Annotated in this window: 12 protein-coding genes; 5 read left to right on the top strand and 7 right to left on the bottom strand. The window is 44.4% G+C overall.

The window, feature by feature from the left end; all coding sequences use genetic code 11:
* Positions 1-110: 110 nt before the first annotated feature.
* The 5 genes from N0824_RS10810 to N0824_RS10790 all read right to left on the bottom strand — a co-directional run bounded on the left by N0824_RS10810 (position 111) and on the right by N0824_RS10790 (position 6,009).
* Complete coding sequence (locus tag N0824_RS10810) at positions 111-1,793, bottom strand: DNA methyltransferase (RefSeq protein ID WP_108936772.1); 1,683 nt, start codon at positions 1,791-1,793, stop codon at positions 111-113.
* 371 nt (positions 1,794-2,164) lie between these two features.
* Positions 2,165-3,385: an efflux RND transporter periplasmic adaptor subunit gene (locus N0824_RS10805; protein ID WP_108936771.1), complete on the bottom strand. Its 1,221-nt coding sequence runs from the start codon at positions 3,383-3,385 to the stop codon at positions 2,165-2,167.
* 43 nt (positions 3,386-3,428) lie between these two features.
* The gene (locus N0824_RS10800) at positions 3,429-3,650 is read right to left on the bottom strand and encodes a DUF4327 family protein (protein WP_002759020.1); all 222 of its coding nucleotides are present in this window, start codon (positions 3,648-3,650) and stop codon (positions 3,429-3,431) included.
* Between the two features lie 168 nt (positions 3,651-3,818).
* On the bottom strand, positions 3,819-4,706 hold the full coding sequence (gene argB / locus N0824_RS10795; protein ID WP_108936770.1) for an acetylglutamate kinase: 888 nt from the start codon (positions 4,704-4,706) through the stop codon (positions 3,819-3,821).
* 79 nt (positions 4,707-4,785) lie between these two features.
* Positions 4,786-6,009 carry a M20 family metallopeptidase gene (locus N0824_RS10790; RefSeq protein ID WP_108936769.1) on the bottom strand — a complete coding sequence of 408 codons (1,224 nt, stop codon included), beginning with the start codon at positions 6,007-6,009 and terminating at the stop codon, positions 4,786-4,788.
* 612 nt (positions 6,010-6,621) lie between these two features.
* Between N0824_RS10790 and N0824_RS10780 the strand changes: the two genes are divergently transcribed.
* From N0824_RS10780 to N0824_RS10760, 5 genes are all read left to right on the top strand, one after another.
* Positions 6,622-7,140, top strand: a complete 519-nt coding sequence (locus N0824_RS10780) for a phycocyanin subunit beta (RefSeq protein WP_108936768.1) — start codon at positions 6,622-6,624, stop codon at positions 7,138-7,140.
* A gap of 66 nt (positions 7,141-7,206) precedes the next feature.
* On the top strand, positions 7,207-7,695 hold the full coding sequence (gene cpcA / locus N0824_RS10775) for a phycocyanin subunit alpha (RefSeq protein WP_008205508.1): 489 nt from the start codon (positions 7,207-7,209) through the stop codon (positions 7,693-7,695).
* A gap of 176 nt (positions 7,696-7,871) precedes the next feature.
* Positions 7,872-8,750, top strand: coding sequence for a phycobilisome linker polypeptide (locus tag N0824_RS10770; RefSeq protein ID WP_002736362.1), 879 nt, complete (start codon positions 7,872-7,874; stop codon positions 8,748-8,750).
* A 137-nt stretch (positions 8,751-8,887) separates the two neighbouring features.
* The gene (gene ribBA, locus N0824_RS10765) at positions 8,888-10,564 is read left to right on the top strand and encodes a bifunctional 3,4-dihydroxy-2-butanone-4-phosphate synthase/GTP cyclohydrolase II (RefSeq protein WP_108936767.1); all 1,677 of its coding nucleotides are present in this window, start codon (positions 8,888-8,890) and stop codon (positions 10,562-10,564) included.
* A 66-nt stretch (positions 10,565-10,630) separates the two neighbouring features.
* Entirely contained in the window at positions 10,631-11,374 is a 744-nt protein-coding gene (locus tag N0824_RS10760) for a Uma2 family endonuclease (protein WP_108936766.1), read from the top strand.
* A 57-nt stretch (positions 11,375-11,431) separates the two neighbouring features.
* On the opposite strand, the gene N0824_RS10755 is transcribed toward N0824_RS10760, so the two are convergent.
* Both N0824_RS10755 and N0824_RS10750 read right to left on the bottom strand, forming a co-directional pair.
* Entirely contained in the window at positions 11,432-12,490 is a 1,059-nt protein-coding gene (locus tag N0824_RS10755; RefSeq protein WP_002749933.1) for a D-alanine--D-alanine ligase family protein, read from the bottom strand.
* A gap of 232 nt (positions 12,491-12,722) precedes the next feature.
* On the bottom strand, positions 12,723-13,724 hold the full coding sequence (locus tag N0824_RS10750; protein ID WP_108936765.1) for a hypothetical protein: 1,002 nt from the start codon (positions 13,722-13,724) through the stop codon (positions 12,723-12,725).
* Positions 13,725-13,726 lie beyond the last annotated feature (2 nt).

The following is a 13,726-nucleotide window of genomic DNA, read 5'->3' as shown; positions in this document are numbered from 1 at the left end:
CCCCCTCAATCCCCCCTTATCAAGGGGGGTAGGGGGGATCGAACCCAAAATCTATCTTCAATTTAATTATAACCAGCTACTTAATACCTAGCTACTTAAACAAAGGATTTTTATTCGGGGAAGGGTATATCTAAACTCATTTGTTGTCCTTGGGTTTCCCTTTGTTTTTCGGCAGCTTTCAGGACTTCAAAGGTGAGGATAACATCGAGACGTTTTTTCTGTTCAAGGATTTCTTGTACTGTCACAATCTCAATTTTATCGACACTTTGACTCATATAACGACCGCGATAAATTCCCGCAGATTTGGCTGTTTGAACCATATCTTTGCTAGGGGGTTTCAAGGTGATAAATATACCCAGGGCTGCCCCTTGTAGTGTCATGGTTCCCTGTAGATCTCTGATGTCTCCCGATTTGACATTACCGGATTTTACTTGAAAAATAATTTTCTCCCGATTGTCTTTATCTCCCTGAAAATAGGCAATAGCATCGATTCCTTTATCTGCCCCTTTTTTGTCATTAATCACGGCCCGGTTATTACTATAGGTTAAAACCGCCCATTTCTCAAATTCTTTGCGGGTACGATCATCCGGTTTAGTGGCTAATGCTTTGGCTGATTCTAGATCTTTGGGAATACCATTCAGTTCAATTTTATCTAAAACATTTTTACCAAAGGAGTCCTCTAATCGCTTTAACATTAAGCTAATACTCTGATAGGTTATATCAATTCCAATCCAGTTTCTTTCTAATCTCTCCGCTACAGCGATAGTCGTTCCACACCCACAATAGGCATCTAAAATTATGTCTCCTTTATTACTACTTGCTTTGATTATTCTTTCTAGTAATGCCTCCGGTTTTTGCGTGGGATAACCGAGTTTTTCGGCAGCATGAGGACTTAAAGATTGAATGTCAGTCCATAAATTGGTAATAATAGAGCCTTCTTGCTCATTAAGATATCTTTTTAACTGTGGCCGTTTTTTTGTGTTAAATTGACCATCGGAATGACGAGGATAATATATTCTACCCTGATCGTGTAACTGTTGCATCGTTTCTTTTTGGTAACGCCAGCCTTTACTAGGATAAGGAAACCCCATCCATTCATACATCATATTTGGCCGTGGATTCGGACTAGCCATATCACTTAATCTATACATTCCTCTCCCATCATTATCATCATGTCTATAAAATTTATCAACATAATTACTATCGTGTTCTCCGTATTGAGGATAGAAACTAGCTTGAGAAGATTTAACATAATAAAAAATTATATCGACGATATCACAAAATTTCTTTTTTGCGTCACTATGGGCCGATTGTCTTTTCCAGCTAATCTCATTTTTAAAATCACCCCCCTGAGAGCAAAAAACAGTATCTAAAACTATTTTTAAATAATGACTAGCAGTAGGATCGCAGTGGAGATAAAAGCTACCGGTAGATTTTAAAACTCGATGGATTTCCACAATCCTCAGAGTCATACTCACCAGATAAGCGAGAAGACTGCCTTTACCTAAAACTTTGGTTAAACCGTCAATTAAATCGATAGTCTGACTGGTAAATTTACCCTGATAGTTGCTTTGAATTTCTTCTAAAGCTTCGTTAGCGTGATTATCCCATGTCCAGGTATCCACAAACGCTTGTGCTTGTGCTTGATCTTCCTTGCCTAAGTTGTTATAAATTTGGTTGTAATTGCGTTTAGAATTAAAGGGTGGATCGATATAACAAAGATCGATCGATTCATCTTTGATATACTTCCGCAGCACTTCTAGGTTATCACCGTAGTATAGTTTATTGACCATAGAGATTGGGGGGATTGACTGCATTCTCAATTGTATTATTATTCCCCCTTAAAGAGGACGAATGCAATCGCTCCAGAGAATAATATGATTGTACCAATAGTAGAAGCGCATCCTGTGCGCTCAAAATTTAATTTTCTTAAGTCCATCTTGCCTGAAAATGAGGGGGTCGCAGGCAGGCACGGATTCCCATTATATAAATAAGTATATGTCAAGTGCTGGGATTTTGTCAAGAGGAATTAAGTAGCTGGTTATAATTAAATTAAAAATGGATTTTGCCTTTAATCCCCCCTTGATCCCCCCTTAGTCCCCCCTTGATAAGGGGGGTAATCTGACAGTTTTTAACACCTAACTACTTAGCAATCCCCAACTAATCAAGGATTACTCAGGATACTGACCCGGACTTTTTCGCCATTTTGCAAAGGTTTACTACTATTAACGACGAAACGCTCCCCCGGTTCAAGTCCGGTGATAATTTCTACTTGACCGTCGAGCGCTTGACCGAGACGAACGGGACGTTTTTGCACTTGTGAGTTAGACTCGGAAAGGACAAAAATGGCCGAGGATTCCCCTTGACTGACAATTGCTGTTTCGGGGACAATCACCTGAGGGGCAGAATTATTATTAAACCGCACCCGGGCCAATAATCCCCCTTTAATTAAACCATCCCCATTGGGTAGAGTAATCTCCACGGGAATCCGCCGGGCCGTGCCTTGGCTGAGGGGAAAAATCCTGTTGATGCGACCGGAAAAATTTCTCTCACCGAAAGCATCAAGGCTGACATTAACCGTTTGTCCTAAATTAATCGTTTTTAAATCCAATTCCGATAATAATACTACTACCTTGACCTGTTGAAAATCACCAATTTTGAGGACTTCATCGCCGATACTGACTAAATCCCCCGGCTCTTTTAGTTTTTCGATAACTATCCCCGTCGCCGGTGATTTAAGAATAGCGTAGGCCTGACGTTGTTGTTCCTGAGCGATGACCGATTTTTGGGCGGCAATTCTGCCGATAATTGCCGCCACCACCTGTTCCTCGACTTTAATTCTCGATCTCGCGCTATTAACGGCTTTTAAAGCCACTGCAGCCGTGGTTTGGGCTGTTTCGCCCTGTTGCAGGGGAATCGCCCCTTCTAGGGCTAATTTTTGCAGGCGCTCAGCATCATTTTTGGCCTGTTGGTATTGTAGTTGTAGGCGCTCCACTTCAATTTCAGCGTTACTGACTTCAATTCTCGCCCGCGCTAATTCTGCTTCTAGGGCCGACAGGGCCGATTTTTCTTGCCGGACAACGGTGGCAAGGAGACGATCATCAACATGAGCGAGGATTTGTCCTAATTGCACCTCATCTCCCACCTCGACGGGGAGATTGAGTAACTGACCGGTGGCTTGCGATCGCAGAGAAACGACTTTTAAAGGTCGGGTAGTTCCCGTGTAATCGAGATTGCGTCCGATGGTTGCCAGTTTAGCGGTGGTGACGTTGACGGTAGTAGTACGGACCGCTGGTGACGGTGGTTGGGTTTCGGTCCCGGGAGAACAACTCGCGCTTAAGGATAAGATAACCAGAGCGGAAAGGATAATCGGAGTCGATCCCATGGCGATAATCTTGGTAGAAAGCTGCTTTTGAGTCGATGGTCGCTTATTCTTCGTCCCAAGCTTCTACCGCTACCACTTCGCTGAGAGGGTCTTGCATGGAGAAACCGAAATCGAGCAACTCTTGCTTCCAGTATCCCCACTCATCTCCATATAAAAGAGCGAGTTTCCAGATACTATCGCTAGGTTTGACTACTTTTGCATCTATCCACTTGCTAACCTTGCGTTGAAACTTCACCATCGGGTGAGCTACAGCTTGTTTGGTCATAAATTCAATTGCTATGAATACTTCAGATTTTGCGCTTCCCGACTAAACTAACTCAAGACTAAGACTTTTGCCATTACAAGGGAGCGAGAAGCGCCTTTATTAATCTAGTTCTACACCGGATCTCTGGTTTTAGGCAAGTCTTTTTAGCCAAAAGTACGGTAATTACTACTATAGATTAGTATAACCGGAGGCCACAATCATGGAACCGATGCCTCGATCGGTAAAAATTTCCAGTAAAAGGGCGTGGGGAAGACGACCATCGATAATATGAGCGGCCTGAACTCCCTGGGCTAGCGATCGCACACAGCAGCCAACTTTGGGAATCATCCCGCCGGCAACGATGCCTTTTTCAATCAACTGCCGGGCCTGTTGGATATCCAATTTAGCCAATAAAGTGGAAGGATCCTTATAATTCTCTAAAATTCCGGCTGTATCGGTCATCAAAATCAGTTTAGCTGCCCCTAAAGCCGCCGCTATTTCTCCGGCTACCGTATCGGCATTGATATTATGAGCTTGGCCGGTTTCATCGGCGGCCACACTAGAAATCACGGGAATATAGCCACTATTGACCAAGGATTCGACGACGCTAGTATCGACACTGCTGACTTCTCCCACAAAACCAATGCCCTCTTTGCCCACGGGACGGGCAGTGATCAGATTACCATCCTTACCGCATAATCCTACCGCTTTACCGCCGGCTTGATTGATCAGGGACACAATTTCTTTATTGACGCGCCCCACCAGCACCATTTCTACCACATCCATGGTGTCGGCATCGGTGACGCGTAAACCGTCTTTAAATTGGGGTTCAATGCCTAATTTATCCAACCAACTGTTGATTTCTGGACCGCCGCCGTGGACAATAACGGGACGAACTCCCACACAGGAGAGAAAAACGATATCTCGCATGACCGTGTCTTTGATATCGCTGTTATTCATGGCCGCACCACCGTATTTAACCACTACAGTACGACCGCGAAATTCTTGTATATAGGGTAGGGCTTCGCTGAGGATTTTCACCCGTTGGGTATCGTTTTCGTGGATATTATTGTTCATGGGTTTTTTTACTCGTCTGATTCAGTGACCAGTTTAGCGGTTTCGGGTTTGGCAAAAACTGTTCACCTTGAACGGATTGCTAGAAAGTCTTGGAATTGCCGAATTTTTCGACGCAACGGACAAAAATCTCGACTCCCATCCCTAACACCGATTCATCAAAATCAAAGCGGGGATGATGGTGGGGATAGGCTAATCCTAATTCGGGATTGGCGGATCCCAAGAAGAAATAACAGCCCGGTACTTCCTGTAAAAAGAAGGACATATCTTCCCCTCCCAGGGTTTGACATTCGGGAACGATTCCGGCCGGGGTTTCCACCACTTGTGCGGCGATTGAGCGCACTAATTCCGCCATCTGATCATGATTGATTACTGGGGGATACAATTGCCAGTAATCGAATTGAAAACTAGCCCCCTGACTTTGACAGATGCCCGCGATAATTTCTTCCATCCGTTGTCGGAAATAGCCCCCTAACTGGGGATTGAAATAGCGCACCGTGCCACTGAGATTAGCACTATCGGCGATCACGTTTCTAGCGGTTCCCGCCGCTAATTTGCCCACAGTTACCACGGCGGCATCGAGGGGGTTAAGGTTGCGGGCGACGATAGTTTGCAAGGCGTTGACGATTTGGGCCGCCACCAGTAGTGAATCGACGGTTTGATGGGGAATTGCCCCGTGGCCGCCCCGGCCTTGAATCTGGAGATCGAAACATTCCACCGCCGCCATTAAAGGCCCATTTTTCACGCCCACTGTCCCTAAAGGCAGATTATTCCAGAGATGTAGGCCGATAATTCCGTCCACGTCGGGATTTTTCAGCACTCCCGCTTCGATCATCGGTTTCGCCCCCCCCGGCCCCTCTTCGGCGGGTTGGAAAATAATTTTTACTGTCCCCTTGACATCGTGACGGTTTTGTGCTAGGTAAACTGCTGTGCCGAGGGCGATGGCTGTGTGACCATCGTGACCACAGGCGTGCATCTGGCCGGGATGTTGGGAACGATAGGGGACTTGGTTTTCTTCGGCGATCGGTAGTGCATCCATATCAGCCCGCAGGGCTAAAACTGGCCCCGGTTGACTGCCTGCGATGGTGGCGACAATTCCGGTGCCAGCGATGCCGGTTTGATGGTCAATTCTGTATTTAGTCAAGGTTTGACTGATTAAGGAGGCGGTGAGATGTTCTTGAAAGCCTAGTTCTGGTTTTTGGTGTATTTGTCGGCGCCAGTGGACCAATTGCGGCTGCAGGGAACGAATAGCAAGGCGAATTTGAGCGCCATTTAAGCTATTAGGGACGGGAATGGAGGAAATCATCGGGTTCGGACGGCTAGTTTTTTTGATCACTGGTTTCTAGTTTAACTTCAGGAGACAGGGGACAGGAGACAGCTTTGTTCTCCCCACACCCCACACCCCACACCCCACACCCTTCTTTACAAAACTTCATCGTAATTTGAGCGCCGGAAAGGGCAATCCTTGGGCAATAGGGGAAGGGAAAGCGGGAAAATATAAAAAAAAGCTTAAATTTTCTATCTTGCTGCCCTTTATACCCTTAAAGCCTTGCTGTCTCTAATTTCCCGACGGTGAGAGGCTTTGAGCCATGTCAGGAATTGATGACCAACTCGATCGAATTATTGTTAAGTGACTGTTACAAAAAGACAGCAAAAAACTTAATAAGATGTAACAAACAAAGTTTCGACAGCAGTGTATAAATTTAATTTGAGGGGCCAAGATAACAGACAAAAGTTAAGCTGGATACTTGTTTAACCTCCTTAAGTGATTTATGAGAGAGCCATGAAGTTTTTTCAGGTTTCTTAAAGTAAATCGCAACAATCGCGGTCAAGGCTCGTCCAGACTCACCGTGAAATCCCTTAAGAGGGAAAATTTTAATTGCAAGCAAATCCCATTTAAATTTAGGAGATTGTGACAATGTTTGACGCATTCACCCGGGTAGTATCCCAAGCTGATGCTCGTGGCGAATATTTAAGCTCTTCGCAACTAGACGCTCTCAGCGCCATGGTTGCCGACAGCAACAAACGGATGGACGCTGTTAACCGGATCACCAGTAACGCTTCCACCATCGTTGCCAACGCCGCTCGTAGCCTGTTCGCTGAACAGCCCCAACTGATCACCCCCGGTGGTAATGCCTACACCAGCCGTCGTATGGCCGCTTGCCTACGCGACATGGAAATCATCTTGCGTTATGTTACCTACGCTACCTTCTCTGGCGACGGCAGTGTTCTCGACGATCGTTGCTTAAATGGTCTTCGCGAAACCTATGTAGCTTTAGGAGTACCAGGAGCTTCCGTAGCTGCTGGCGTAAGCAAAATGAAAGAAGCTGCTTTGTCCATTGCTAACGATCGCAACGGTGTCACCCCCGGCGATTGCAGTGCTTTAATGTCTGAAATTGCCAGCTACTTCGACCGCGCCGCCGCTGCTGTCGCCTAGTCCCTAGGGCTAGTCTTAATTAAACCGTAGGAAACTTATTGCAAGATTATTGGGAGATACCAAACAATGAAAACCCCCCTTACCGAAGCCGTAGCAGCCGCTGATTCTCAAGGTCGTTTCTTAAGCAGCACCGAAATCCAAGTTGCTTTCGGTCGTTTTCGTCAAGCTTCTGCCAGCCTCACCGCCGCTAAAGCGTTGACCGAAAAAGCCAGTTCTTTGATCTCTGGCGCTGCTCAAGCTGTGTACAACAAGTACCCCTACACCACCCAAATGCAAGGGGCTAACTTTGCGGCGGACCAACGCGGTAAAGACAAATGCGCTCGTGACATCGGTTACTACCTCCGCATGGTGACCTACTGCTTAGTTGCTGGTGGAACCGGTCCGATGGACGAGTACCTCATCGCTGGTATCGACGAAATCAACCGCACCTTCGACCTGTCTCCTAGCTGGTACATCGAAGCTCTCAAATATATCAAAGCCAACCATGGTTTAAGTGGCGACCCTGCGGTGGAAGCCAACTCCTATATCGACTACGCTATCAACGCTCTCAGCTAGTCCAATCGAAAAAACTGCTGGTCTGGAAAGACAGGAGGTTGTTAGCAAAAGGGTTAGCAATCACCTGTTCTTCCAGACCTTGTTATATCCATCGTCAAGGCGGCCAGGTAATCGAACTGATCCTCCCCTAGTTTTGAGCGGTCAGAAAATGATCATTTTTTTGTAGGAGAACTTTAGTGGCAATTACTACCTCAGCTTCTCGTTTAGGGACAACCGCTTTTAGCGAGGTTGCTCCCGTGGAATTACGTCCCGATTGGTCCCGTGATGACGCACAGGCGGTTATTCGCGCCGTCTATCGTCAGGTGCTAGGCAATGACTATATCATGCGTTCCGAGCGCCTTACCAGTGCCGAATCCTTACTCTGCAACGGTTCGATCACCGTGCGGGAATTCGTCCGCGCTGTGGCCAAATCGGAACTGTATAAGAACAAATTCTTCTACGGTAACTTCCAAACCCGCGTCATCGAACTTAATATCAAACATCTTTTAGGTCGCGCTCCCTACGATGAGTCGGAAGTGGTCTATCACCTCGATCTCTACGAAAACAAAGGATTCGAGGCCGATATCGACTCCTACATCGATTCCGCCGAATATACCGAAAACTTCGGCGATAGTATCGTTCCCTACTATCGTGGTTTTGCCAGCCAACCCGGTCAAAAAACCGTGGGATTTACCCGGATGTTCCAACTCTATCGCGGTTATGCCAACAGCGATCGCTCTCAGATTGCTGGCAAAACCTCCCGTTTAGCGGTGGAATTAGCTCAAAACGGTGCTTCGGCAGTGGTCGGTCCCTCCGGTGGCAGCGATGGTTGGGCCTATCGTCCTTCTGCTCAACGCAACACCCCCAGTAAAGCTCTGGGTGGTAGTGTGGCCTATGGTGATGTGGGTAAGCTCTATCGCGTGGAAATTGCCGCTATTAGCAAACCGGGTTATCCCCGTGTCCGTCGCAGTAGCAAAGCGATTATCGTCCCCTTTGAACAGTTAAATAACACCCTGCAACAGATCAACCGTCTCGGTGGCAAAGTTGCCAGCATCACCCCCGCTAGTTTGAACTAATTTTCTAGCTTAAGATAGCTAAAAGTCTCCCGGGCAGCCGTCAGGTTCACCGGGAGACTTCTTTCTAGGGAACTGACAGAAATTGACCCTCAGCAGATCGAGCAAACCTGTAGAATGAAAATAGTTCTATCGTTTTAATGCCTGTGACTGTCACTTCGAGCGCTTTTGACTCTATCGATACTGCCTTAGCGGAAATCAAAGCCGGACGGGCTATTGTAGTAGTTGATGATGAGAATCGCGAAAATGAAGGAGATCTAATCTGTGCGGCCCAATTTGCCACCCCCGATCTGATTAACTTCATGGCAGTGCAAGCTCGCGGTTTAATCTGTCTGGCAATGACGGGAGAGCGTCTTGATGCTCTCGAATTACCCTTGATGGTGACAAAAAACACCGATAGCAATCAAACCGCTTTTACTGTTAGCATCGATGCTGCTCCCCATTTAGGGGTTAAAACTGGTATTTCGGCGGAAGATCGGGCGAAAACCGTGCAAGTTGCCATTAATCCAGTCAGTCGTCCCGATGATCTCACCCGTCCCGGTCATGTCTTCCCGATTCGTGCTAAAGCCGGTGGAGTCTTAAAACGCGCCGGTCATACGGAGGCAGCCGTGGATCTGGCTCGATTAGCCGGGTTGTATCCGGCGGGAGTTATCTGTGAGATCCAAAATCCCGATGGTTCCATGGCCCGTTTACCGCAACTATTTGAATACGCTCGTCAACATAATCTAAGGTTAATTAGCATTGCCGATCTGATCAGTTATCGCTTAAAACACGATCGCTTTGTCCATCGGGAAACGGTGTGTGATTTTCCCAGTCAATTCGGCACTTTTCAGCTTTATGCCTACCGAAATTTATTAGATCAAACCGAACATATCGCTATTGTGAAAGGCGATCCCGCTCTCTTTGGTGATCAACCTGTAATGGTACGAATGCACTCAGAATGCCTGACTGGGGATGCTTTGGGATCCTTGCGTTGCGATTGTCGGCAACAGTTACAAGCTGCCCTAAAAATGATCGAAAACAACGGTTTAGGGGTGGTGGTTTACCTGCGACAGGAAGGACGGGGAATTGGCTTAATTAATAAGCTAAAAGCCTATTCTTTACAGGATATGGGATTAGATACGGTGGAAGCCAACGAAAGGTTAGGATTTCCCGCCGATTTGCGCGATTACGGCATGGGAGCGCAAATGCTCAACGATTTGGGGGTGAGAAATATTCGTTTAATTACCAATAATCCGCGTAAAATTGCCGGGTTAAAAGGCTATGGTTTGCAAATAGTCGAGCGAGTACCTTTGCTGATCGAGGCTAATGATTATAATTCCAATTATCTGGCCACAAAAGCGGAAAAGTTAGGACATCTATTCCTACAAACCTATCTAGTCACCATCGCTCTCAGTTGGGGAGAAAATCCGCCGTCAATTTCGCAGAGATATCATCAATTAGAGAAATTACGGCAGTTAAGTCGCGCTAATCAATTATCTCTCCAAGAAGAAACCCGACCGGTAGCCAATGCCCTTTTTGATCGCGCCCCTTTGATCGTACATTTAGGTTTAGATATTCGTCAGGGTGTTAGCAGTAATTGGTATAAAAATCTCTCCCATCCTTATCTTCTGGTTATTGACAAGATATTAAATGACATTAAAGATTGGTCGGAAATTGAACGCTTAGAATTTTTAATTTCCGACGGAGACGATTCGATGACGGGATTACAAATGAAACTCGATCGTCAAAAAATGTCCGATGAAGATTTCTCACAATTACCACAATTAGCTACCCAAATTATCTACAGTTTTACTCGTGATTCAGCAAAAAATTAGTTTTCTATGACCAGAAAAGAGCGTAACAGTTATAATTAAACAAAGCTAGTATAACGGGGAAAAACTATGACAACTCTCGACATTTTACCGGAAGTTACCTGTCCCCCCACCGATTTATGGAGTGATGAACCACCCTTGGAAAGTGATCTACATCTACAACAAATTACAATTCTGATCGGTTGTTTAGAAAGGTTATGGCAAGAAAGAACTAATTACTATGCTTCCGGCAATCTTACCATCTACTATAACGAAGAACAACTAAAAAAACGTGATTTTTGTGGTCCTGATTTTTTTGTGGTTTTAGATACAGAAAAACGTCCCCGCAAAAGTTGGGTGGTTTGGGGAGAAGGGGGTAAATATCCCAACGTGATCGTGGAGATTCTTTCCGATTCTACGGCCAATATTGACCGAACTAAAAAGAAAAATCTCTATCAAAATACCTTTCGGACTCCTAACTATTTCTGGTTTGATCCTGAAAGTTTAGAACTGCAAGGATTTAGATTAATTGCTGGACAATATCAAGCTATTGCTGCTAATGAAAACGGCTATTTATGGAGTGAACAATTAGAACTATATTTAGGCATATTTGACCGTAAACTGCGTTATTTTACCGTCGATGGTCAATTGGTTCCCACTCCCCAAGAAGCTGAATTAGAGCAAAGACAAGCAAAGGAACAGATTCTTTTAGAAAGGGAACAGGAACGACAAGCGAAGGAACAGGCTATCCTCGAAAAAGAACAAGCTATCTTGGAAAGGGAAAGATTAGCCCAAAAATTACGAGAATTGGGCATTGATCCCGAAACTATCTAATTGATCAATATCTCTAGTTTAGGTAATTCCTATCCTAGAAATGCTGGTGATTTAACCTTATTTTTCCTGTCTTTCTAAGGCTAATTGTACCAACTTATCGACCAATTTATCAAACTCTAAACCGGTGGCTTTCCAGAGTTGGGGATACATACTAAAATTAGTAAACCCCGGCAGAGTATTAATTTCATTGAGAAACACTTCCCCAGTCTTTTCCACATAGAAAAAATCCACCCGCGACAATCCCGCAGCATCCACAGCTTTAAATGCTTCTACAGCCATTTCTCGCACTTGATTAGCAATTTTATCGGGAATATTAGCGGGAATAACCATACTTGATCGCCCGTCAGTATATTTAGTTTCATAGTCATAAAAATCACTATCAAAAGTAATTTCTCCCACCAAAGAAGCTTGGGGATTATCATTACCTAAAACCGCACATTCGATCTCCCTTGCGGTTACTCCTGCTTCAACAATAATCCGTCGATCATAACTAGCAGCACTATCTAAAGCAGCCTCTAATTCTTGCCGGTTGCGTGCTTTACTAATACCCACCGAAGAACCTAAATTAGCCGGTTTAATAAAACAAGGATAACCTATTTCCTCGGCGATTTGATCGCACAATTGCGGAAAAACACAGGCATTTGACCACACTTGTGAGCGGGTTATGGCCTTATACTTAACTTGGGGTAATCCAGCGGCTGCAAAAGCAGTTTTCATGGCAATTTTATCCATTCCCAAGCATGAACCCAGGACCCCACTACCCACAAAAGCAACCCGCATGAGAGTGAGTAATCCTTGTAAAGTGCCATCTTCTCCATTCGGTCCGTGGAGAATTGGAAACCAAACCTCAATTTCGCTCACTTCTGGAGGAAATTGCCAGATATTGACTTTTATATCACTCTCAATAGCTAGGGGTTGCCCAGAGGTTAAAATTTGTCTAGCAGTTGCTGCCGAATGCCAACAGCCATTTTTATCGATATAGAAGGGGATAACGGCGTATTTGTCAAGATTTTCGGGATAATTAAAAGCTTGCAGGATCGATCGAGCCGAATTGATAGATACCTCATGTTCTCCCGATCGACCACCAAACAACAATCCTACCTTGATCTTATCCATATTATCCTCTCTAGACCCAGCTAGATCCTAAATTAGAGTTCAACTATCATATATACTATGGGCGGAGTTGACAATAGTTGCCAATGATTTAGATGCGGCTGTTCCTCGTCAGATCGGAGTTTTAACCCAAATTCTCGATAAATTAATTATCGCTCATGATGAGATGTGGTCGTTCTTTCCCTAAAAAAATGGATAATCACTTTGGAGCTATTCACCCCCCGAAATTGAATGATTATTTAGCTAATTTTTCCAGTTTTTTCTTAGTTTTCTGAAGTTTTAAGGCTAAATTACCCTCATGTTCGGGATAGTAAACGTGTAAGAATTCGATAAAATCCTCGATTGTACAAGGTTGATGAAATCCCCCTAAGTTACCGTGGAATTCTTGGTGAATTTCTTCTTTAATAGTCACCAAATTCAGATCTAATGTCGCTAGATGGGGATATTTTTGGACAGAGTAAAGATGATGGACAGCGAGATTAAATTTTACATCTTTATCTGGTTTTTGCCCTGTCACCTGACAAGTGTTTTTATCTCTAGTTTTGGCTCGTTTTTTAGCCTTTTCAATCTCGATTTTTTGTTTGGTATCGTCATCTAGATTTTCCTGAATTTCTTTAAAGGCAAGAGGAAACTCCATTGCAATCGTTTTACACATTTCTTGGCGCGATTTATTCGTCAAAGTTTCACTCATGGATTTAGAAATCATCACTATTCCACTTTCAGAGAACCAAAACTCTCTTTTTTCATCTTCGTAAAAATCTACTCCTAATTCTAGAGGTTTATCAGTTCTTTGCTGAAGATGATTCACGGTTTTATTTAGCTTGGCTCCATTAGTTTCTAAAATTCGCCGTAAACTCTGTTTATGAATCATAGCCACTCCTTGATAAACTTGAATTTCGCCAGAGTCAATGAGTTCAGCAAAAATTAATTTTCGTGCCAAAGAGCGACGAATTTTTTGATCGTGCTTAGTAAAAAATTCTCTAAATTTGTAGAAAATTCCTCGCTTTTCATTCTTCTCGATATAGGAAGCAATTTTAAAAGCACCTTTAGGGGAAAAGTTACGGAGTTTCTTTTCCTTATTGACAAATTGATAATCGTCACCCTCAACTAAATCCCAATCATCATTAGGATCAGCATCAAAAAAGCTAACGATTTCATCCAATCTCTTATGAGAAATGGAAAGCCATTGAATTAGTTCAGCTTCTCTGATAGTAAAAATTTCTTTTTTGCGAGGCATGA

Source organism: Microcystis sp. 0824 (assembly GCF_003112475.1).
GTDB classification, from domain to species: Bacteria; Cyanobacteriota; Cyanobacteriia; order Cyanobacteriales; family Microcystaceae; genus Microcystis; species Microcystis aeruginosa_C.
This window is presented reverse-complemented; position numbering and strand designations above follow the sequence as displayed.